At 73.0% G+C, this 22,288-nt stretch carries 15 protein-coding genes and 3 tRNA genes; 8 read left to right on the top strand and 10 right to left on the bottom strand.

All coding sequences use genetic code 11. The features are described from left to right. Positions 1-47: 47 nt before the first annotated feature. Both AB0O82_RS25710 and AB0O82_RS25715 read right to left on the bottom strand, forming a co-directional pair. Positions 48-1,025 (bottom strand): TauD/TfdA family dioxygenase, encoded by a 978-nt coding sequence (locus tag AB0O82_RS25710; RefSeq protein ID WP_363586315.1) that lies wholly within the window; start codon positions 1,023-1,025, stop codon positions 48-50. Between the two features lie 72 nt (positions 1,026-1,097). Then, complete coding sequence (locus tag AB0O82_RS25715; RefSeq protein ID WP_363586316.1) at positions 1,098-4,991, bottom strand: amino acid adenylation domain-containing protein; 3,894 nt, start codon at positions 4,989-4,991, stop codon at positions 1,098-1,100. 40 nt (positions 4,992-5,031) lie between these two features. On the opposite strand from AB0O82_RS25715, the gene AB0O82_RS25720 reads away from it, so the two are divergent. Both AB0O82_RS25720 and AB0O82_RS25725 read left to right on the top strand, forming a co-directional pair. Next, positions 5,032-5,163: a hypothetical protein gene (locus tag AB0O82_RS25720; protein ID WP_363586317.1), complete on the top strand. Its 132-nt coding sequence runs from the start codon at positions 5,032-5,034 to the stop codon at positions 5,161-5,163. A gap of 150 nt (positions 5,164-5,313) precedes the next feature. After that, positions 5,314-7,200 (top strand): phosphatidylglycerol lysyltransferase domain-containing protein, encoded by a 1,887-nt coding sequence (locus AB0O82_RS25725; protein WP_363586318.1) that lies wholly within the window; start codon positions 5,314-5,316, stop codon positions 7,198-7,200. Positions 7,201-7,217: 17 nt separating this feature from the next. Here AB0O82_RS25725 and AB0O82_RS25730 read toward each other — a convergent pair whose 3' ends face one another. After that, the gene (locus AB0O82_RS25730) at positions 7,218-7,973 is read right to left on the bottom strand and encodes an AfsR/SARP family transcriptional regulator (RefSeq protein ID WP_363586319.1); all 756 of its coding nucleotides are present in this window, start codon (positions 7,971-7,973) and stop codon (positions 7,218-7,220) included. Between the two features lie 846 nt (positions 7,974-8,819). Next, a tRNA-Ile gene (locus tag AB0O82_RS25735) sits at positions 8,820-8,893 on the bottom strand. A gap of 189 nt (positions 8,894-9,082) precedes the next feature. On the opposite strand from AB0O82_RS25735, the gene AB0O82_RS25740 reads away from it, so the two are divergent. Both AB0O82_RS25740 and AB0O82_RS25745 read left to right on the top strand, forming a co-directional pair. Continuing rightward, a complete protein-coding gene (locus tag AB0O82_RS25740) occupies positions 9,083-9,961 on the top strand; it encodes a hypothetical protein (protein ID WP_363586320.1) in 879 nt (292 codons plus the stop codon). A gap of 107 nt (positions 9,962-10,068) precedes the next feature. Further along, on the top strand, positions 10,069-10,821 hold the full coding sequence (locus AB0O82_RS25745) for a trypsin-like peptidase domain-containing protein (protein WP_363586321.1): 753 nt from the start codon (positions 10,069-10,071) through the stop codon (positions 10,819-10,821). Between the two features lie 161 nt (positions 10,822-10,982). Here the strand turns inward: AB0O82_RS25745 and AB0O82_RS25750 are convergent. Together AB0O82_RS25750 and AB0O82_RS25755 are read right to left on the bottom strand one after the other, a co-directional pair. Then, positions 10,983-11,055, bottom strand: a tRNA-Asn gene (locus AB0O82_RS25750). Between the two features lie 61 nt (positions 11,056-11,116). Then, positions 11,117-11,189: transfer RNA gene (locus AB0O82_RS25755), tRNA-Asn, on the bottom strand. Between the two features lie 246 nt (positions 11,190-11,435). Between AB0O82_RS25755 and AB0O82_RS25760 the strand changes: the two genes are divergently transcribed. The 4 genes from AB0O82_RS25760 (at position 11,436) to AB0O82_RS25775 (ending at position 16,406) form a co-directional block, all read left to right on the top strand. Further along, positions 11,436-11,741, top strand: coding sequence for a hypothetical protein (locus AB0O82_RS25760; RefSeq protein WP_350878155.1), 306 nt, complete (start codon positions 11,436-11,438; stop codon positions 11,739-11,741). 107 nt (positions 11,742-11,848) lie between these two features. After that, positions 11,849-13,282 carry an FGGY family carbohydrate kinase gene (locus AB0O82_RS25765; protein ID WP_363586322.1) on the top strand — a complete coding sequence of 478 codons (1,434 nt, stop codon included), beginning with the start codon at positions 11,849-11,851 and terminating at the stop codon, positions 13,280-13,282. Between the two features lie 134 nt (positions 13,283-13,416). Continuing rightward, positions 13,417-14,820, top strand: a complete 1,404-nt coding sequence (locus AB0O82_RS25770; RefSeq protein ID WP_363586323.1) for a glutamate decarboxylase — start codon at positions 13,417-13,419, stop codon at positions 14,818-14,820. Positions 14,821-15,272: 452 nt separating this feature from the next. Continuing rightward, positions 15,273-16,406, top strand: coding sequence for a DUF2690 domain-containing protein (locus AB0O82_RS25775; RefSeq protein ID WP_363586324.1), 1,134 nt, complete (start codon positions 15,273-15,275; stop codon positions 16,404-16,406). 18 nt (positions 16,407-16,424) lie between these two features. Here AB0O82_RS25775 and AB0O82_RS25780 read toward each other — a convergent pair whose 3' ends face one another. The 4 genes from AB0O82_RS25780 to AB0O82_RS25795 all read right to left on the bottom strand — a co-directional run bounded on the left by AB0O82_RS25780 (position 16,425) and on the right by AB0O82_RS25795 (position 22,225). After that, the gene (locus tag AB0O82_RS25780; RefSeq protein ID WP_363586348.1) at positions 16,425-17,465 is read right to left on the bottom strand and encodes an RNA polymerase sigma factor; all 1,041 of its coding nucleotides are present in this window, start codon (positions 17,463-17,465) and stop codon (positions 16,425-16,427) included. A 298-nt stretch (positions 17,466-17,763) separates the two neighbouring features. After that, entirely contained in the window at positions 17,764-19,668 is a 1,905-nt protein-coding gene (gene dnaG / locus AB0O82_RS25785) for a DNA primase (protein WP_350878164.1), read from the bottom strand. Between the two features lie 131 nt (positions 19,669-19,799). Further along, entirely contained in the window at positions 19,800-21,113 is a 1,314-nt protein-coding gene (locus AB0O82_RS25790) for a deoxyguanosinetriphosphate triphosphohydrolase (protein WP_363586325.1), read from the bottom strand. A gap of 146 nt (positions 21,114-21,259) precedes the next feature. Beyond that, complete coding sequence (locus AB0O82_RS25795) at positions 21,260-22,225, bottom strand: SGNH/GDSL hydrolase family protein (protein ID WP_363586326.1); 966 nt, start codon at positions 22,223-22,225, stop codon at positions 21,260-21,262. Positions 22,226-22,288: the final 63 nt, after the last annotated feature.

Genomic DNA, 22,288 nt, shown 5'->3' on the forward strand with positions numbered 1-22,288 from the left:
TATGACGTGAGTGGCGGGTGCGGGGCGTGCCAGACCGAGTGCTCAGGTCAGAACGGCCGGTCGCCGGCGATCGCGGTCCGGTCCACGACCCGGCGGTTCGGGTGGTAGTCCGAGGTGGCGTAGTGCTGCACGGCCCGGTTGTCCCAGAAGGCGATGGACTTCGCCTCCCAGCGGAAGCGCACCTGGTATTCGGGGTACTCCAGCTGGCGGAAGAGGTGGGCCAGCAGCTCCTCGCTCTCGTCCGCCGGCAGGCCCGCGATGTGGGTGGTGAAGATCGACGTCAGGAACAGTGTCTTGCGCCCGGTCTTCGGGTGGGTGCGCACCAGCGGGTGTTCCACCGGCGGGTAGACCCCCTGGAAGTGCGCCCGCTGCTCGTCGGTCATCAGCTCACGGTAGTTGGCCGACGGGGTGAAGTCGTTGACCGTCTTCAGCCCGTCGATGCGCGCCTTCACCTCGTCCGGGAGGTTGTCGTACGCGGCGGCCGCATCCGTGAACAGGGTGTCTCCGCCGCCCCCTTCGGGCAGTTCCACCATGCGCAGGACGGCGCCGAGCGGGGGGCGCTCGATCCACGGGAAGTCGTAGTGCCAGACGTTCTCGAAGCCGGGGTTCTGCTTGCCCTTCTCCAGTCGCACGACGTCCTCTCCGGTACCCGCCGGCAGGAACGGGTGCCCCTCGATCGCGCCCCATCGGCACGCGAAGGCCCGCTGCTGCTCGGCGGTGAGGTCCTGATCGCGGAAGAACAGCACCTTCCATTCGAGCAGGGCCCGGTCCAGCTCGCCGAACGCCTCGTCGCTCAGCGGGGTGCGCAGGTCGATGCCGTGGATCTCGGCGCCGATCAGCGGTCCCGACGGACGTACCTCGAAGTGCTCGTACGGGCCGCCCTGCCGGCCCTCCAACAGCCTGCGCAGGAGCCGGGGGCCGTGATGGTCCGTCCGGCCCTCGATGCCACGGCGGGCCAGTGACCGTACCTCCGCCAGCGCGGCGTCGACGCCCGTGTGCTCGGGGTGGGTCGGAGTGGTTGTCATGCGGTGGACCTCCTGGTCCTCGGGGCGCGGGTGCGCCGGGGTTGGTGGGGCCGTCGCCTCGGGGCGGGGCCGTTACGCGTCCGCGGACCGCAGCCGCGCGGCGAGGACCGGCCCGATCTCCGCCAGGGCCGACGGCCGCATCATGCGGTGGTGGGTGGCCGGCACGTCGTGGGATTCGACCGCGCCGCCGATGTGGCCCGCCCAGACCGCCGCGGTGCTGCGGCCCGGTTCGTACGGGTCGCCGGGGTCGGACTCCGCGGCCCGGAAGAACAGCAATCCGCCGTGGAACCTGCCGGGCCTGAACCCGGCCATCAGGTCGAGGTCGTTGCGGTAGACGTCGCGGAGCGCGGCCCGGGCCCGGTCGTCCCCGAGGAGGAAATCGTCGTCGCCGACCGACTGGAGCAGGGAGCGGCCGAACTCGTCCTCGCTGAACCTGGGCATGTCGGCCCGGAGCCGGTCGTCCACGGGATAGGAGTCCACCATCACGAGCAGGTCGACCACCTTGCCCTCGCGCTCCAGGAGGGTGGCCATGGCGTGGGCCACCAGACCGCCGAAGGACCAGCCGAGTATCCGGTAGGGGCCCTCGGGGCGCACCGCACGGATCTGTGCCACGTAGTCGGCGGCCATGTCCTCGACGGTGGCCGGGAAGCCCGGCGTTTCCCCGGGCCCGCGCCGCGCCTGGAGCGCGTACACGGGCTGGTCGGGGCCGAGGTGCGGCAGGAGCCCCGCGTACGGCCAGCCCATTCCGGCAGCCGGGTGGACGCAGAACAGCGGAGACCGGGAACCCTCCGCGCGCAACGGCAACAGGGACTGCGGCGCAGCGCCGGACGAAGGGTCTGCGATCCGCCGGGCGAGCCCGGCCGGGCTCGGGGACTCGAACAGCGCGTGCACTTCCAGCGGCGTGCCGAGCGCGGCCCTGATCCGCGCGACGAGGCGGGCGGCAAGGAGGGAGTGCCCGCCGAGGTCGAAGAAGTTCTCGTCGACACCGACCGCGGGCAACTCCAGTACCTGGGCGAAGAGGCCACACAGGACCCGCTCCTGCTCGGTGGCCGGTTCGCGGGCCGGTGCGCCGCCGGTGAGCCGGGGCTCGGGCAGCGCCCGGCGGTCCAGCTTTCCGTTCGGCGTGAGCGGAAGCTCCGCCAGCTCGACGACGGCCGAGGGCACCAGGTGGGCCGGCAACCTCGCCCGGACGAACTCGCGTACCGCGGCCGTGTCGCACCCCCGCGTCTGCGGTACGACGTATCCGACGAGCCGCCGGTCCCCGGGCCTGACCTCGCGGGCCACCACCTCGGCGTGGACGATACCGGGGCAGGCGGCGAGGGCCGACCTGATCTCGCCGGGCTCGATCCGGAATCCACGGATCTTGATCTGGTCGTCGGACCGGCCGTGGTACTCCAGCTGCCCGTCGGGCAGCCAGCGGACCACGTCCCCGGTCCGGTACATCCGGCTTCCCCGCGGCCCGTACGGGTCGGCGACGAACCGTACGGCGGTGAGTCCGGGACGGTTCAGGTAGCCCCGGGCCACCCCGGCCCCGGCGAGGTACAGCTCTCCGCGCACCCCCTCCGGGGCCAGGCGCAGGCCGGCGTCCAGGACGTACGCCCTGATGTTGGGGATCGGCCGGCCGATCGGGGCGGCAGGCGGCCACGCGTCGACGTCCGCCGCCAGGGTGTGGGCCGTCACCAGGTGGGTCTCGCTCGGGCCGTAGTGATTGTGCAGCCGACGCCCGGCGCGGCCCCGCACGAATTCGCGTACCTGGCGGCTCGGGGTGAGCGCCTCACCGCCCTGCGCCAGGACCCGCAGCGACGGGATGGTCCACCCCTGGTCGAGGGCCGCCTCGCACAGGGCCTCCAGGACGAGGTTGGGGGCGAAGAGCTCGTTCACGCACTCCGCGTCAAGCCAGGCGGCGAGCAGCTTGGGGTCGCGCCGGACCTCGTCGGTCGGCACTACCAGGGTCTTGCCGAACAGCACCGCGGACAGGATCTCCTGCACGGACACGTCGAAACTGAGCGCGGTGAACTGGGCGACCCTGGCCCCGGCGGCCGAGGGGAAGGCCTCGTCGTGCCACGACAGGAGGTTGACCATCGCCCGCCCGGACATCACCACGCCCTTGGGCCGGCCGGTGGTGCCCGAGGTGTAGATGACGTACACGGGATGTGCCGGGTCGAGCCGGCCCAGCCGCTGCTCGTCGTCGATCTCCGTGCCGACCAACTGATCCAGCTCGCCCAGGGTGCCGGACTCGTCGAGGATCAACCGGGGGGCGTCCGTGTGCGGCAGCCGCCGGGCCGTGTCCACAGTCGTCAGCACGACGGCGGGCACGGTGTCGCTCAGCATGAACGACAGCCTCTCGGCGGGATATTCGGGATCAACGGGGAGATAGCAGCCGCCCGCTTTGAGGACGGCGAGGACGGCAACGGCGAGAAGGGCCGAGCGGGGCAACGCGATGGCGACGATCCGCTCGGGCCCGACACCCCGCGAGATGAGGAGCCGGGCGAGGCGGTTCGAGGCGGTATCCAGCTCCCGGTAGGTCAGCGTGGTCTCCGCCGAGACCACGGCCGGCAGGTGCGGGGTGTCCTCGGCCTGCCGGGCGAACAGCTCCGGGAGGCCGGCTTCCGGGTACTTGCGCTCGGGGCCGCCGAGCTCGGTGAGCAACCGGATCCGCTCGCCCTCGGTGAGCAGATCGACGGAGCCGACCCGCATGTCCCGGTCCGTGCTGAAGGCGCGCAGGAGGCGCAGGAAGCGCGCGTGGTGCGCGGCCAGCTCGTCGGCTTCGTAGCGGGCCGAGTTGGCGACCAGGTCGATGCCCAGCCCCAGGCCGTCCGCGCGGTCGAAGGCCGTGAACGACAGGTCCTCGACGATCCCCTGGGTCAGGTGGTGGGCGGTGGCGGGCCGACCGGCGAAGTGCAGGTCGTAGTCGAAGGCCATGATGTTGACCATGGGACCGGTCCGGTAGCGCCCCGTGTCCGGCAGGCCGAGGTCGCGCCCCAGGCGCTCACCCCGGTGACGCTGATGCCGGATCATCTCCCGGAATCCACCGGCGACTTCACGGACGAGCTCGTGCAACGTGAGATCCGGGCGGACCGTGACGCGCAGGGGCAGGACGTTGGAGTACATCCCCGGCGTGGTGCGCGCCGCGGCGTCGGTGCGGGCGGCCATCGGCAGACTCAGGATGACGTCCTGCGCGCCGGAGAGCCGGTGGACCTGGGCGGCCGCGGCCGCGATCACCAGCACGGACCAGTGGGTGCGGGCCGAGCGGGCGGCGGCCTTGAGCTGCTCGGTCTCGGCTACGGAGAGGCTGCCGGTGTGACTGGTCTGTCCCTGCGCGGCGGGCCCGCCCGGCGGTTGGGAGGCGAGGGTGGCGACTTCCGGTCCGTCCGCGAACCGGGCCGTCCAGTACGCCCGGTCCGCCGCACCCCGGCCGGAGGCCTGGTAGTCCGCGTCGTCCGCCAGCATCTCCCGGATGGCCCCGTACCGGCTGGCCGGCAGGGGGAGTCCCGCGGTCATGGCGGCGTAGAGCTCGGACACCCGTTGGGCGATCAGCGCGCCCGTGTGCCCGTCCGCGACCGCGTGGTGGGCGCTGAGGTACCAGAAGCTGCGATCCGGCCCCAGGCTGAACAGCGCGTAGGAGAAGAGCGGCCCTCGGGAAAGGTCCATCCGGCGGGACAGGTCGGCCCGCATCCAGGCCCGCGCGGCGGCCGCGGGGTCCGGTTCGCCACAGACGTCGAGGACCGGGAACTCCCAGTCGGAGAAGGGGGTCACGCACTGCCGGGGCTCACCGTCCTCCTCGACGAACAGGGCGTGCATCGGGACGGCCTCCGCGACGGCCTGCCGCACCGCCTTTTCGAAGACCCACCGGTCGATGGCCCCCTGGAGTTCCAGGTATTCACCGATGCGCTGCTGTGGAGCGGTCGGATCGACCTGTTCGGCCAGCCACATCTCACGCTGGGCCGTTGACACGGGAAGGCGCATGTCGCCGGATCCTGACCCTGACACTTCTCTCACACTCCTCATGGTGCGCACCGGCCGGCGAATTCCCGCCGAATACAAGGACGGAATGTGGAGGACGCGCGAAAAATTCGGGAAGCAACGGGAAGAAAAGCGCATCGTCGCGATCCCGACCGAACAACCCGGCTCCGCCTGACTCCACTGCGAGAAGAATGCTAGACGCGGGCGCTAAACCTCCACATGCACACCACTTGCATTTCACTCCGCTAAAGCGCCCCTTAATCCCGCCGGATCTCATTCTTCAGGATGACTGAAATCCTCTGATCCGGCTTTAGATTCGCGCTCTATGAACAATCCAGCGCCTCCCCGCCCGGGTCCGGCTACGAGTCGTCGCCCGGCAGCGCACACCCTTCGCGACCTGGCCACCCCGGCGCCCCGGCCGCGTGTCCCCACCCTCGCCGCGTACGCCTGCCTGCTGATCGGGCTGATCGACCTCGCGGCCGCCGTCTTCCCCGGCTTCCGCCACAGTCGGGTGCGCCTGCTGGCCGGTCAACTGCCCGGTGGCACCACCACGGTGACCGCGGTCGGCTCGCTGATGGTCGGCGTGCTGCTCGTGCTGCTGGCGCACGCGCTGCGCCGCCGCAAGCGGCGGGCCTGGCGGGCGGTGGTCGTGCTGCTCCCGGTGGGCGGGCTGCTGCACCTCCTGCGGTGGCACACCACCGCCACCGGTGCGGTGTCGTTCGCGCTGCTCCTGGTGATGCTGCTGTACCGGCGGGAGTTCTACGCGCTGTCCGACCCGCGTACCCGTTGGCGAACGCTGCTGAGCTTCATCGCGGTGGGCGGCGTCTCCCTCGTGCTGGGGCTGCTGATCACCAATGTGCACCCGGACTACGAGGCCGGCTCGCCCTCACTGGAGGAGCGGCTGCGGCACACCGCGTACGGACTCGTCGGAGTCGAGGGGCCGGTGCGCTACACCTCGGATCGGGTCGCGGACCTGGTCGGCTACTCACTCGGCGCGCTCGGTCTGATCACCCTGCTGACCACCTCCTACCTGTTCCTGCGGCCCGAGAAACCGCTGGCGGAGCTCTCCGCGGACGACGAGGCCCGGGTACGTGAGCTGCTCGAACGGCACGGGGCGCGCGACTCGCTGGGGTACTTCGCGCTGCGGCGTGACAAGAGCGTGCTGTTCTCGCCGACCGGCAAGGCCGCCATCGCCTACCGCGTCGAGTCCGGTGTGATGCTCGCCTCCGGCGACCCCATCGGCGACGTCGAGGCCTGGCCCGGAGCGATCAAAGCGTTCATGGACGAGGCCAGGCGGCACGCCTGGGTGCCCGCCGTGATCGGGTGCGGCGAGACCGGCGGCGAGGTGTGGACGCGCGAAGCGGGACTGGACGCCCTGGAGTTGGGTGATGAAGCGGTCGTGCACACGGCCGACTTCTCACTGAGCGGGCGGGTCATGCGCAATGTGCGCCAGATGGTCAAACGCGTCGAGCGCAACGGCTACTCCTGCAAGGTCCGCCGGGTCCGCGATCTCGACGACGCGGAGCGGGCGCGGATCGCGGCCGCAGCGGCCCGCTGGCGCGGCACCGACATCGAGCGAGGTTTCTCCACCGCTCTCGGCCGCTTCGGCGACGTGGAGGACACCGGCTGCGTGGTGGTCACCGCACACCACTCCCCGGACGTCGGATCGGGCGAGGCGGGCGGGAAGCCGGAGGCCGACGACCTCGCCGCCGTGCTGCACTTCGTACCCTGGGGCCCCGAGGGAATCTCGCTGGAACTGATGCGCCGGGACCGCGCCGCCGACCCCGGCCTCAACGAGCTGCTGATCGTCGCCGTTCTCCAGGCGGCGCCCGCACTCGGGATACGCCGGGTCTCGCTCAACTTCGCGATGTTCCGCTCAGCCCTGGCCCGGGGAGAACGGCTCGGCGCGGGACCGGTGTTGCGGGCCTGGCGAGGGCTGCTCGTGCTGCTCTCGCGCTGGTTCCAGATCGAGTCGCTGTACAAGTTCAACGCGAAGTTCCAGCCGGAGTGGGTGCCGCGCTTCCTGGTCTTCCCGCACACCCGCGATCTGCCGCGGATCGGGCTCGCGGCGATGCGGGCGGAGGCCTTCATCACCCTCGGCCGGCCCCAGTGGGGCCGCAAGCCGCTGCGGCAGGGGCTCGCCGGGGTGGGAGCCGGTACGGCTCGTCCGGCCCCGCGGGCGGAGCGCGTCGCGGGGCCGGACGAGCCGTAGGGATGCGGTCAGCCCGTTCAGCAGGCGAGATGGGCGAGTGTGTGCTCTTCGAGGCCGGCGTCCCGTGCCAGGACCGACTGCTGCAACTGCCTCAGCCTGGGCCCCGGTTCGATGCCGATCTCGTCGATGAGGACGCGCCGGATGCGGTTGTAGATCATGAGGGCTTCGGCCGGTCGGCCGCTGCGGTACAGCGCGAGCATGAGAAGACCGTGGAAGGTCTCCCGCATCGGCTGTTCGTCGATCAACCCGTAGAGCTCGCCGACCAGCGGCTTGTGCCGTCCCAGGAGCAGTTCCGTCTCGGCCCGCTCCTCCAGCGCGGCCGACCGCTTCTCGTCCAGCTGGTGGCCCAGGCTCTGCAATGCCGGAACCGTGGACAGGTCCGCCAGCGCCGGGCCGGTCCACAACCCGAGTGCCTGGGAGAGCAGCAGCGAGGCCTCCTCCAGCCGGCCCACCGCCCGCAGCTCCCCGGCACGCAGGCACAGCGATTCGAAGCTGTGCAGGTCCAGGGTGAGCGGGGCGAGTTCCATCATGTAGCCGGGCGGCCTGGTCAGCAGCCCGGACACGTCGAAGCCCGCACCCGCCAGATGCTTGCGGAGCCGGGAGACGTACACCTGCAGGGCGGTGGACGCGGTGCGCGGCGGCGTCCCCGACCAGAGGGCGTCGATGAGCTGCGGCGCGGACAGTGGGCGGCCGTCGTTCAGGCACAACAGCGCCAGCAGGGCCCGGAGCTTCAACGCCTGCGGAGTGCGCGGCGTCCCGCCGTCCGTCTCCACTGCAAGTGCTCCGAGAACGCGAAAGTACACGATTCTTCTCATCCCCCCGGTCAGAAGACCCGGAATCCTCAGAACCGATGGTCCGGTGAGTCCGGGCATGGTGTGTGAAGAAAGCAGAAGTCGCGCCGACAGCCCCTGGCACAGGTTGGCGACTGCACACCTTCACGCATGCGTCCCTCGCCGGCGCGCCCGAATTGCCGATGGCGACCCGACGAAACCGGGCCACCTGGATTCCCCCCAAGCCGACCCGGCCTGGTATGCGCCGGGTCATGAATTCAGGACCCTATCACGCGCCGGATGGGCAACCCCCGCCCCTGCGGGAGGAACTCCGGACTGCCGGTTCGGACGTAAAGATTCCGCTTGAATCTATGACCGACGGGCGACTTTCGGGCAATAGTCGAACCACCCTCGCCCGACTGAGATCCGCTGGTCGGAAGCCCTCTCGGATCGAAGAACCAGACATACTGCCAGATTTCAGGATGGCGCTCATTGATAAAGGAATTCCACGGATTCGAGGTTCACTTGAGAGTTCACACCCGGGCCTGGAGCCAGTCGACTTCCCTGACGGAAACTCAAGACGGTCCTGATCGCGCCCACCCATCACGGCCCCCTCCGCAGGCGGGCAACGGCGCGGCCTGGCCGCGCTCGGTGGACGGACGGCACCACTCGGTCGGGACGCTGCCGACAGCCCGGGGGGGCGAACCCTCGCCATGTCCACTGGCGGGTGAATCTCGGCGCGGCGCCAGACCGGCGGGGCGCCTCATGCCCTACAGTTCCGATCGAAGTCCTGCACGTTTCGCCAGGTCAGGGCGTCATTTTTACTCATGCCCTGACGGCTGTTCGAGGTGGGGCGGGTGGGACTCGAACCCACGACCAAGGGATTATGAGTCCCCTGCTCTAACCGGCTGAGCTACCGCCCCGGTTCGCCGCGTGCGCCGGTCGTCGACCACGGCAGCAGCAGACGGCCCCGAAAGGACGTCCCGCGCAGCATAGCCGGTCGATCACCCGTGGTGCGCGCCGGGGGCGCGCACGGGTGCGCACAGGCGTGCGCCTGTCCTGATTGCGCAGTTCGGGTGGCGCCCGGACGGCCGCACGGGCAGCCTGGACGGATGACGACACGTGGGACGGGAGCCGCGGCCGGGGCGCTCGCGGTGCTGCTGGCCGCGGCGGGCTGCACCACCTCGGCCGGGCCCGGCGGGGGCGCGCCGACGGTCAGCTCGGCTCCGGCCACCCGCTCCGCCCGTCCCTCCGGATCCGCCTCGGCCTCCGGCGGCGGCCACGGCTGGAGCCGACAACGGCTCAGGGGCGCCGTCTCCAGGCACACCGGAGTCACCCGCACCGCCAGGCCCACCGTGCTCAACGGCCTGGTCGGCGCCGTCTTCACCCGCAACGCGGACGGCGACCACTTCTGCACAGCCAGCGTCGTCGACAGCGCCGGGCTCAACCTCATCGTCACCGCCGCGCACTGCGTCTGGGACCCCCAACTCGGCCAGCGCAGCGACCTCGTCTTCGTCCCCGGCTACCGTAACGGCGACACCCCCAGCGGCGTCTGGCCGCTGATCGCCGTCACCGTCGACGACGACTGGAAGGACCACGCCGACCCGGACGTGGACGTCGCCTTCGCCGTCGTCCAGGCCCAGAACGGGCAGCAGGTGCAGCAGGTGCTCGGCGCCAACAAGCTGGGCGTCGGCCTCGGCTACCAGCTGCCCGTGCGGATCACCGGCTACCCCGGCACCAGCGACGTCCCGATCACCTGCGCCAACAACACCACCGAGCAGAGCTCCACCCAGCTGCGGATCGACTGCCCCGACTACACCGGCGGCACGAGCGGCAGCCCCTGGGTGACCGACTTCGACCCGAGCACCAGGACCGGCACCGTGGTCGGCGTGATCGGCGGCTACCAGCAGGGCGGCGACAGCCCGGACACCTCGTACAGCAGCTACTTCGGCGACCGCGTCCAGGCGCTCTACGACCGGGCCACCGGCTGACCGGAGGGGCGGCGGTGGCGCCGCCGGGCACGGCCTGATAGATCTTCCTCTCGAACGGCGGAACGCACGGACCCGGTGCCCGCCCCGAGGAACGAGACGGAGCCCCGATGGCCCCCCGCCCGGCACGGCCCCCGCGCGCCGCACGGACGGTCGCGCTGGCGGCCCTGCTGCTCGCCGCCGGAACCGCGTGCGACGGGGGCGAGCAGGACCAGGCGCCCGCCGCCGAGGTCGCGCAGCAGAGCAGCACCCGCGACCGGATCGGCACCCTCTCGGTCCGCACCGCGCAGGGCCCCCGGGCCTGCACGGCGAGCGTCGTCCGCAGCCCCAGGCACAACCTGCTGGTCACCGCCGCGCACTGCGTGCAGAACCGCCGGATCGGCCTGCTGGACGGCCTGGTGTTCACCCCCGGCTACCGCAACGGCTTCATCCCGTACGGCAGTTGGCCGGTGAAGTCGATCACCGTCGACCCGCGCTGGGCGGACGACGACGACCCCGAGTACGACGTGGCCTTCGTCACCGTGGGCACGGTCGGCGGCAAGCAGGTCGAGGACGCCGTCGGCGGCAACCCGATCGCCACCGGCCAGGGCTTCGGGCTCGCCGTCTCGGTGACCGGCTACCCGAACGAGCGCGACGAGCCGATCACCTGCGCGGCCAGGACCCGCTCGCAGAGCCCGACCCAGGAGCGCTTCGACTGCGACGGCTACACCGACGGCACCAGCGGCAGCCCGTGGGTGACGGACAGCGGCGCGGTCGTGGGCGTGATCGGTGGCTACCAGGAGGGCGGCGAGACGGCCGGCACCTCCTACAGCGTCACCTTCGACCGGCGGGTCTCCGCGCTCTACCGGGAGGCGACCGCCTGAACCCGGGCGGCGGCCACCCGGACCCGGGAGGCGGCCGTCCGGGCTCCGGAGGCGGCCGCCCGAGCCGCCCGGCCATCGCGAGGTGACGAAGGCAACACGAAGGCCCCCCGGTCATCCGAGGGGCCTTCGCTCTGAGCAGTCACCGGGCGGACCCGATGAAGCTCCCGCATTTGGACTCGAACCAAAAACCTGCCGGTTAACAGCCGGCTGCTCTGCCAATTGAGCTATGCGGGATCGCGGTACCGAACTGCCGTACCACGGACGGGAGGAGGGCTCTTGCAAGACCTCTCCCGAGCTCCCCCAATTGGACTCGAACCAATAACCTGCCGATTAACAGTCGGCTGCTCTGCCAATTGAGCTATGGGGGATCGGCTTCCGCCTCGGCCCCCGGTTCCCCGGGCTCCTCGGCGCTCGCTGCGGGACATACATTAGCGCACTCGGGGGGGTGGTCCGCCAATCGCTTTCGCCGGACCGCCCCCGGGGCTCCCGCGCGGCCTCCCACCCGGCGTGCCCGGCGCGCGCCCGGCACGGCCCCCGGGGATGCTGGGGGGCACGGACGGTTCGCCGTCCCGACGGACGGGTAGGGCAATGCGGCAGAAGGCCGCCAGGAGAGGGTGGATCCGATCATGTGGAAGCTGTCGTTGGCCGCGGGGTTCGCGGCCGGCTACGTCCTGGGCTCCCGGGCCGGGCGCCGGCGCTACGACCAGATCACGAAGGTCACCCGGCAGATCGCCCAGAACCCCACGGTGCAGGGCGCCGCCGACCGAGCCAGGCAGCAGGCCGGCGCGGTCGCCGGGAAGGCCGCCGGCGCCGTCGCGGACAAGGTCGGCGACCGGCTGCCGAACGCCGTCACCGACCGGGTGCCGTACTTCAACCGCTCCCGGGCCGAGGACGACGGCTGGGGTACCTTCCGCCCGTGACGGGACGGTGACGCCAGGGTGTACCAGGGCCCTGCGTCGAGTCCCGAACGGGCAACACCTCACCCGGCCCGGACGCGTCCAGGGCCGGGCTGAGGCATGATCTCGGCATGGCCATCGTCGCGGGGATAGACAGCTCGACCAACCGCACCCGGATCGTCGCGTGCGACGCCGACACCGGCGCCGTCCTGCGCTCCGGCAAGGCGCCGCACCCCGTCCCCGAGGACCCGGACACCCGCCCCGGCGAGGCCGACCCGCAGCTGTGGCTGCACTCGCTCGGCGACGCCGCCGCCGGCGGCCTGCTGGAGGGCGTCCGGGCCATCGGCGTCAGCGCGCAGCAGCACGGCATGATCGGCCTGGACGCGGGCGGCGTGCTGGTCCGGCCGGCGATCCTCTGGAACGACCCGCGCTCCGGCGGCGCCGCCGCCAAGCTGCTGGACGCGCTCGGCGGCCCGGCCGCCTGGACCGCCGCGATCGGCGCCGTCCCCAGCCCGACCTACACCATCGCCAAGCTGCGCTGGCTGGCCGAGTTCGAGCCGGCCAACGCCCGCCGGGTGGCCGAGGTGCTGCTCCCGCACGACTGGCTGGTCTGGCAGCTCCTCGGCCACCCCAGGCGCCGCACCACCGACCGGGGCGACGCCTCCGGCACCGGCTACTGGTCCCCGATCACCGGCGAGTACCGGCAGGACCTGGTCGAGCTGGCGCTCGGCCACGAGCTGCGGCTGCCCGAGGTGCTCGACCCCGCCGAACCCGCCGGGCACACCCCCGAGGGCCTGCTGATCTCGGCCGGCACCGGCGACAACATGGCCGCCGCGCTCGGCCTCGGGCTGCGCCCCGGCGACGCGGTGGTCTCGCTCGGCAGCGCCGGAACGATCTTCGCCGTGCACGACCAGGCCGTGGTGGACGCCACCGGGCTGATCTCCTCCTTCGCCGACGCCGCCGGCCGCCACCTCCCGATGGTCGCCACCCTCAACGCCGCCCAGGTGCTCCGCGCCACCGCCGCCATGCTCGGCCGGGACCTGGACGGCCTGAGCGACCTCGCCCTGCACTCCTCCCCCGGCGCGTACGGGCTGGTGCTCCTCCCCTACCTGGACGGCGAGCGGACGCCTGCCCTCCCGCACGCGGCCGGCACCCTGACCGGCCTGCGGGCCGAGTCGATGACACCGCAGCACCTGGCCCGGGCCGCCGTCGAGGGCATGCTGTGCAACATCGCGGACGCCCTCGACGTGCTGCGCGCCCAGGGTGTCGCGGTGCGGCGGGTGTTCCTGCTCGGCGCGGCCGGGCGGCTGCCCGCCGTCCGGCACATCGCCCCGCCCCTGTTCGGCGTCCCGGTCGTGGTGCCGCCGCCGGGCGCCCACGCCGCCCGCGGGGCCGCCCGGCAGGCCGCCTGGGCACTGGCCGGCACCCCGGAGCCGCCGGAGTGGGAGCTGCCGGACGCCGAGACCGTCGAGCCGGACGGGGAGCAGGACCTGGCGATCGGCTCGGCGGTGCGCCAGCAGTACCGCGCCGCCCGCGAACAGATCCACCCGGAGACGGCGGCCTGACCCCGGCTGCGGCGGCCTCGCCGGCCGGGGACGGCGGCGCCCCCCCGGCCCCGGCCGGTGAAGATGCGTCACCCGGCGGCCGGTGGCAGCGTGGGACGGGACACGGCCACCGGCTCGAAGGGCGGCAGGACTCCATGGCGCTGCACAAGGGGGCCGGCAACGACCGCCGGCTGAGCATCGGTCCGCTCGTGGGCGCCGCCGACCCGCTGGGCTCGATGAAGCTGGCACCGCCGCTGCACCGGCTCGGCGAGGGGCCCATCGCAGCCGACACCGCGTACCAGCTGATCCACGACGAGCTGATGCTGGACGGCAACGCCCGGCTCAACCTGGCGACCTTCGTCACCACCTCGATGGAGACGCAGGCCACCCGGCTGATGACCGAGTGCCTGGACAAGAACATGATCGACAAGGACGAGTACCCGCAGACCGCCGAACTGGAGCGGCGCTGCGTGGCGATCCTCGCCGACCTCTGGCACGCCCCCGACCCGGACGCCGCGGTCGGCTGCTCCACCACCGGCTCCAGCGAGGCCTGCATGCTGGCCGGCATGGCGCTCAAGCGCCGCTGGATGCGCCGCAACGCCGAGCGCTACGCGGCCGGGGCCCGACCCAACCTGGTGATGGGCGTCAACGTGCAGGTGTGCTGGGAGAAGTTCTGCACCTTCTGGGAGGTCGAGGCCCGCACCGCGCCCATGGAGGGCGAGCGCTTCCACCTCGACGCCGAGCACGCGGTCGCGCTGTGCGACGAGGACACCATCGGCGTGGTCGGCATCCTCGGTTCCACCTTCGACGGCTCCTACGAGCCGATCGCGGAGATCTGCGCGGCCCTGGACGACCTCCAGCAACGCACCGGCCTCGACGTCCCGGTGCACGTGGACGGCGCCTCCGGCGGCATGGTGGCGCCCTTCCTCGACCCCCAGGTGGTCTGGGACTTCCGGCTCCCCCGGGTCGCCTCGATCAACAGCTCCGGGCACAAGTACGGCCTGGTCTACCCCGGCGTCGGCTGGGCCCTGTGGCGCGACCAGGAGGCGCTGCCGGAGGAACTGGTCTTCCGGGTCAACTACCTCGGCGGCGAGATGCCGACCTTCGCGCTCAACTTCTCCCGCCCCGGCGCCGAGGTCGTCGCGCAGTACTACGTCTTCCTGCGGCTCGGCCGGGACGGCTTCCGGGCCGTCCAGGGCGCCTGCCGCGAGGTCGCCATCCACCTGTCCGAAGCGATCGGGCAGTTGGGCGGCTTCCGGCTGCTGACCCGCGGCGACCAGTTGCCGGTCTTCGCCCTCACCACCGCCGACGACGAGCCGTTCGACGTGTTCGACGTCTCGCGGCGGCTGCGCGAGCGCGGCTGGCAGGTGCCCGCGTACACCTTCCCCGCGAACCGGACGGACCTGTCGGTGCTCCGGGTGGTCTGCCGCAACGGCTTCTCGCTGGACCTCGCCGACCTGCTGCTGGCCGACCTCTCCCGGCTGCTGCCGGAGCTGCGGCGCCAGCCCGGCCCGCTCAAGGAGCTCGGGGTGCCGGCCCGGTCGGGCTTCCACCACTAGGCGTGTGCTCCACCGGGGCGTGAACGCGGTGGGACGTGAACGCAGTGGGCGTGATCACGGTGGGGCGTGATCACGGTGGGAAGGGCGCGGCGAAGCGCCCTCCCCACCGTGCGTCCCGGACGAACCGGGGCAGCCTCCCCCCGCGAGGCTGCCCCGGCCGGTGGGGGAATCGGGACGTGCTGCCGGAGCGGGGACCGGTGACCGGTCCGCGTCCGAACGACGCCGTCGGGCGGCGAACCGCGCCGACCCAGAGAACTGTGCACGACGGACACGTGCACATGCGAGCGTTCCCGGGGGTTGTGAGACACTTCCGTCCGTCTCAGCGCCATGACCTGGGGTTTGGGACGCCGGACCGATGGGTTTGGAGAAGCGGAGACACCCGGACGGCCCCGGCCGGAGCCCGTTCCGCTCTCCCCGTCCCCCGTTCCCGTCTCGCACCGTTGGAAGGCCCCATGGGTTCCGCCTGGAAGAACCTGCCCGAAGAGCTGTCCGGACCCGCCCGGCTCCTGGCCGAGGAGCTCCGGGCCATCAAGGACGCCGCCGGACTCTCGCTGTCCGAGCTGGCCGCCCGGACGCACTACAGCCGGGCCTCCTGGGAGCGCTGGCTGAACGGCAAGCGGGTCATCACCGGGCAGGCGCTGGAGGCGCTGACCGGGGCGGTGGACTGCGACGGGCCGGCCCTGCGGGCGCTGTGGGAGCGGGCCGTGGCGGGGCCCGAGGAGGACGGCGGGCCCGCCGCCCCGGAGGAACCCGCCGCGCAGGCGGCCCCCGAGCAGGCCCCGGCGGCACAGCCCCCGAGGGACCGAACTGGCGGGCCCGCCGCCTCCGACGCACCTACCGCCTCCGACGTGACCGACGTGACCGACGTGCTCGACCTGACCGCCGCACCCGGCGAGCCCGGCGGCACCGTGCCGGCACCCGTGGCGTGGTGGCGGCGCCCGGCGACGCTGCTGACCGGCGCCGCCCTGCTGGTGGCCCTGCTGGTGCTGGTCGGCCTGCGGGCCACCCGGCACCAGGAGCAGCCGCAGACCGTCGCCGAACCCGTCCCGACCGCCACCGCGGCCAAGCCCGTCCCGGGCGCTCCCGTCTGCCAGGCCGTCGGCTGCGCGCACAAGGACCCCAAGGCCACCGGCTGCGGCAAGGACGCCCGGACCCTGCAGACCGACGTCATCGGCAAGGTCGTCGTCTACCTCCGGTACAGCCAGACCTGCCAGGCGGCCTGGGCGGCGATCACCGAGGGTGAGCCGAACGACTACGCGACCATCACCGACGGCTCCGGCCAGAGCGAGACGGCGCTCATCCACTGGGGCTACGACAACTACTCGTCGATGCTGGACGCGGCCGACCCGGCCGTCACCTTCCAGGTCTGCGGGTACCAGCCGGCCGGGCACGTCTGCACCTCGCCCGTCTCCGGCCTGGCCGCCGTGGTGGCCTCCACCCCGATCCCGATCGGCCCCGCCTCGCCGCCCCCGGGCACCGGCCCGGACGCGGCGGCCACCGACCCGCCGTCCCCGGCGCAGCCGACCGCCGCAGAGCCGACCGCCGCGCAGCCCGCCGGCGCACAGCCCTCCCCTGGCCGGTCCTAGCCGATCCCGGTGGGCCGCTCAGTCGAGATACCCGCGCAGCTGCGCGGCGAAGGCGTGGTCGCGGAGCTTGATCAGCGTCTTCGACTCGATCTGGCGGATCCGCTCCCGGGTCACGCCGAACACCGCGCCGATCTCCTCCAGCGTGCGCGGGCGGCCGTCGTCCAGCCCGTAGCGGAGCTGGACGACCTGGCGCTCCCGCTCGCCCAGGGTGGCCAGGACCGCGTCCAGGTGCTGGCGCAGCAGCAGGAAGGTGGCGGACTCCGCGGGAGAGGCGGCGTCGGCGTCCTCGATCAGGTCGCCGAGCGCGACGTCGTCCTCCTCGCCGACCGGGGTGTGCAGCGAGATCGGCTCCTGGGCCAGCCGGAGCAGTTCGCGCACCCGTTCCTCGGTCAGCTCCAGGGCGGCAGCGATCCCGGCCGGAGTCGGTTCCAGCCCGCGCTCCTGCAGCAGGGCGCGCTGCACCCGGATCACCCGGTTGATCAGCTCGACCACGTGCACCGGCACCCGGATCGTCCGGGCCTGGTCGGCCAGCGCCCGGCTCATCGCCTGCCGGATCCACCAGGTCGCGTACGTGGAGAACTTGTAGCCGCGGGCGTAGTCGAACTTCTCCACCGCCCGGATCAGGCCCAGGTTGCCCTCCTGGATCAGGTCCAGCAGGGTCAGTCCGCGGCCGACGTAGCGTTTGGCGACGGACACCACCAGCCGCAGGTTCGCCTCGATCAGCCGGCGTTTGGCGATCCGGCCGCGCACCACCAGGGTGTCCAGTTCGCGGGCCAGCGGGTCGGGCGGCGGGGGGTCACCGTTCAGCCGCTCCTCGGCGAACAGGCCGACCTCGACCCGGCGGGCCAGCTCCACCTCCTCGGCGGCGGTGAGCAGGCGGACCCGGCCGATCTCGCGCAGGTACTGGCGGAGCAGGTCCGGCGCCGGGCCGGCGTCGCCCTCGGCCGGCGGGCGGGGCTCCTCCTCGTCCCCGTCGTCGGGCTCCGGGTCCTCTGCGTCGGGCTCCGGACCCTCTGCATCGGGGTCCGTCTCCGGGGCCTCGGGGTGGCCCTCCGGCACGCCTCGGGCGCCGTCCGGGGACGCGGCCCCGGCCCGGCCGTGGTCCGTCTCCCGTTCCCCGGGCGGTGCGGCACTCAGCGCGCCGGGCGGTGCGGCGGTCGGGCTGGAGGTCGGTGCGGCGGTCGGGCTGGCGGTCGCGGCGAAGCCTCGGTCCACGGGCATCCCTCGGGGCGGGCGCGACTCTGGCGGACCCGCGCTGAACGGAGGTGGGACGCCCTCCAGTGTGCGGTACGCCACACTCCGTGGCCGAGACTCGTGCGCCGACTTTCTGGGCCGCTTCCACGGCCCCGCCGCACTCCTACAGCCCCGCCGCGCCCTGGCTGCGGAGCTGCTGACCGTACTGCTGGAGCTGCCACAGCTCGGTCTGCACCGCGTGCTGCTGCTCGGCGTCGGCCCGGTGGCCGAGCCGCTGGAGGTAGCCGCGGACCTCGGCGATCCGCCGGTCCACCGCCAGCAGGCGCAGCTTGACCAGGAACTCCCCGGCGTAGACCGCGTCCACCTTCCGGCGGGAGCGCACCGGCTCGACGGTCAGCTCGGTGACCAGCGAGCGCACCTGGTCGTCCGGGGCCGCCTCGCGCACCGCGCTGGTGAAGTCGGGCAGCGTCGCCCCGTACGCGGCGCCGCCGGCCTTGGCGATGGCCTGCCGGACGGCGGTGTACGGCAGGGTGGGGAACTCGTCCTCGCCGTAGTGGTCGAAGGCCGGGCTGACCAGGTCCGGGTGCTGGAGCGCCAGCTTGAGCAGCTCCCGCTCGACGAACTGGGCCGGGTCGCGCGGGTTGAGCCGGAAGGCGGGCTGCGCCGGGCGCACCGGCGCGGGCTCGACGCGGCGGCCGCGGTCGGCGCCCCGGGGGTTCTGCTGGCGCTCGCGGTCCCAGCGGGCCAGCTGGGAGACCCGGCGGACGACGAAGGGCTCGTCCAGGATGCCGAGCATGCCGGCCAGGCGGACGGCGTACTCGTGCTGGATCGAGCGGTCCTTGATCTTGGCGACGATCGGGGCCGCCTCCTCCAGGGCCGCCGACCGCCCCTCCGGCGTCTCCACCCGGTGCTTGGACACCGCCGAGACCAGCGCGAACTCGAACAGCGGGACGGGGTTGTCGATCAGCTGCTTGACCGCCTCGTCGCCCTGGGCCAGACGCAGCTCGCACGGGTCCATGCCGCCCGGGCTGACCGCGATGGAGGTCTTGGCGGCGAACTTCTGGTCGTCCTCGAAGGCCCGCAGGGCGGCCTTCTGACCGGCCGCGTCGCCGTCGAAGGTGAAGACCGTCTCGCCGCGGTACTGCGAGGTGTCCATCAGCAGCCGACGGATGATCTTGATGTGGTCCTCGGCGAAGGCCGTACCGCAGGTGGCCACCGCCGAGGTGACCCCCGCCAGGTGGCAGGCCATCACGTCGGTGTAGCCCTCGACCACGACCGCGCGGCCCGACTTGGCGATCTCCTTCTTCGCCAGGTCGATGCCGTACAGCACGTGCGACTTCTTGTAGATCGGCGTCTCGGGGGTGTTCAGGTACTTCGGGCCGTTGTCGTCCTCGCGCAGGCGGCGGGCGCCGAAGCCGACCACCTCGCCCGCGATGTCCCGGATCGGCCAGACCAGCCGGCCCCGGAAGCGGTCGATCAGGCCGCCGCGCTGGCCCTGCGAGGCCAGGCCGCCGAGCAGGATCTCCTTGTCGGTGAAGCCCTTGCCGCGCAGGTAGCGGACCAGGTGCTCCCAGCCCACCGGGGCGTAGCCGACGCCGAAGGTCTTCGCGGCCTCCTCGTCGAAGCCGCGCTCGGCCAGGAAGCGGCGGCCGATCTCCGCCTCCGCCGAGGCCAGCTGCTCCCGGTAGTAGGCGGCGGCCACCTTGTGCGCCTCGACCAGGCGGGTCCGCTCGCCCTGCTGGTGGCGGGGGCTGTAGCCGCCCTCCTCGTAGCGCAGGGTGATGCCGGCCTGGGCGGCCATCCGCTCGACGGCCTCGGCGAAGGTGAAGTGCTCGATCTTCATCAGGAAGGCGATGGTGTCGCCGTTCTCCTGGCAGCCGAAGCAGTGGAAGACGCCCTTGGCGGGGTTCACGTAGAACGAGGCGGACTTCTCGTCGTGGAAGGGGCAGACGCCCTTGTACTCGCCGCCGCCACCGTTGGTGAGCTGAACGTAGTCGCCGACCACGGCGTCGATCGGCAGTGCGCTGCGCACCGCTTGTACGTCTTCGTCCCTGATCCGCCCGGCCACCCCGGAAGTCTACTGGGGTGGCCGGGGTTTCCCGGCGGTCCGGTCGCGCCGGGACCGGCCCGCCGCGCGCGGTCGGACGCCGGGCGGTTGCGCCTGGGCGGTCGGACGCCGGGCGCCGGGGCCGCGGGCGGTCAGGCCCAGGCGGCGCCGACGAGCCTGGCGTGCAGGGCGAGGGCGGAGGCGTCGGTGAGGGTGGCGATCTGGTCGATGACCGCGCGCAGGGCGGCCCGGTCGTCCTCGGCCTCGCGGTAGAGCGCGCCGAACACCGGGTCCAGGCCCTCGGGGGCGCGCTGGGTGAGCACGTACGCCAGCTCGGCGATCACGATCCGCTGGCGGGCCCGCAGCTGGGCCTGCTCGTCGCGCTGCATCACGAAGCGGACGGCGACCGCCTTGAGCACCGCGACCTCCAGCCGGACGCCCCGCGGCACCACCAGCTCGGCCGTGTACCGGGTGAGCCGGCCGGGGCCGTAGCGGGCCCGGGTGGCCTGCTCGGCGGCCAGGCAGAAGCGGCCGATCAGCTGGCTGGTGAGGTCCTTCAGCCCGGCCCGGGCGCGGGCCGTGCCGTCGTACTCCTGGGGCCACCGGTCCTGGGCGAGCAGCCGGTCGAGGGCGGCGGCCAGCTCCTCCGGCTCGGCGTCCGGGGCGTAGCGCTCGGCGACCTTGAAGAGTTCGGCCCGCTCGCTCGGCGCCCGCAGCACGGCCGGGTCGATGTGGCCGGCCTGGAGGCCGTCCTCGACGTCGTGGGTCGAGTACGCGACGTCGTCGGACCAGTCCATGACGGTGGCCTCGAAGCACTTGCGCCCGGCCGGGGAGCCGGCCCGCAGCCAGCGGAACACCGGCAGGTCGTCGGCGTAGACGCCGTACTTGGGCGAGGCCGGGTCGGTGGGGTGGGCGCCGCGCGTCCACGGGTACTTGGTGGCGGCGTCGAGAGCGGCGCGGGTCAGGTTGAGGCCGACGCTGCGGCCGGGCCAGGGGGCGAGCCGAGCGGCGGGGTGCTCACCCTCCGGGGCGAAGCGCTTGGGTTCGAGCCGGGTGAGGATGCGCAGCGACTGCGCGTTGCCCTCGAAGCCGCCGCAGGCCTCGGCGGCCTGGTCGAGCGCCTCCTCGCCGGTGTGGCCGAACGGCGGGTGGCCGATGTCGTGGGCCAGGCAGCCGGCCTCCACGAGGTCCGGGTCGCAGCCCAGGGCGGCGCCCAACTCCCGCCCCACCTGGGCGCATTCGAGGGAGTGGGTGAGCCGGGTGCGGGGGAAGTCGCTGCGCATCGGGGCAACCACCTGGGTGGTGCCGGCCAGCCGCCGCAGCGCCGCCGAGTGCAGCACCCGGGCGCGGTCGCGCTGGAACGCCGTGCGGCCGGGGCGCTTGTCCGGTTCGGGGACCCAGCGGGCCTCGGCGGCGTGGTCGTACGGGAGCGGGGCGGCGGCGAGGCGGTGCGCGGTGTCATCCATATGCCCCTCACGGTACGCCGCGCCCCCGACAGCCGGGGTGTGCCGCGCACGAAGGGGCGTGGGCCGGAGCGTGAATCCTGCGGTACGCGCTGATGTCCGCCCCGGCCCGCCGGGCGCCGCCTGCGGTCCGGCCCCGGCCTCCGGCCTCAGCCGCGGACGGCCTTGAGGACGACGGCGGCCACCGCCTCCTGCCCCTTGGCGTTGGGGTGGATCGCCGCCAGGCCCGGGGCCGGGAAGGGCGGTTCGACCCAGCGGGTGGCCTCGCCCGCGCACATGTCGTGCCCGGCCGAGGGGGCGGCCGCGTCCACGAACACCGCGCCCGCGCCCGCCGCCCGCCGCTTGAGCATGCTGTTGAGCTGCTGCTCCTTCTCCGAGAGGAAGCCCAGGTCCCCGGCCGCGACCGCCTTGCCCAGCACCGGCCGGCAGCTCGCCGGGTCGGCCGGGAGCAGCGTCGGGTACCCGATCACGTAGACCCGGGCCTGCGGGGAGCGGTGCTTGATGTCCTGCAGGATCCTGCCGAGTTGCTCACCGGCCGCGTCGACCTTGCGCTGCACCTCGTCCGTCCCGCCGGAGGCGTAGTGCTCGCGGCAGGGCGAGGAGGCGCGGGTGGCGCCGACGATGCCCTTCACCGCGTCCACCAGGTTCTCCTTGGCGCACTCCTTGACGACCTCCATGAAGCCCGCGTCGTTGCCGCCGATGCCGACCGTCACCAGGCGGGTGGCCGAGGTCAGCGCGTCCAGCTGGGGCGGGTTGGTGCCGTGGTCGGTCTCCTGGGCGCCGGTCAGATCCCCGGTGCGGGCGCCGCTGCAACTGACGTCCTGGAACTGGCCTGCCGGCAGCCCGAGTCCCTTCGCCACCAGGGACGGGTAGTTGACCCCCGAGCGGGAGCAGCCCTTCGGCTCGCCCACCTGCGGGGCGATCTTCAGGCCGGCGGTGTACGAGTCGCCGAGGGCCACGTACGGGCCGTTCGGCGGCGGCGTGGACTTGGCGTTCTTGGCGGGCAGCGCGCCCGCGAAGCCCTCCGTCCCGCCGTCCGGAGCGGTGCACCCGGCGAGCAGCAGCGCGGCGAGCCCGGCCGTCAGGGCGACGGCCGGGCGGATGGTCCTGGACATGGTCGTGGGCATGGCATCCCCCCGGGGGATAGGCGTCACGGGCAGCTCCGTACGGCGGCGCGT

It is taken from the genome of Kitasatospora sp. NPDC088264, from assembly GCF_040685715.1.
Lineage (GTDB): Bacteria > Actinomycetota > Actinomycetes > Streptomycetales > Streptomycetaceae > Kitasatospora.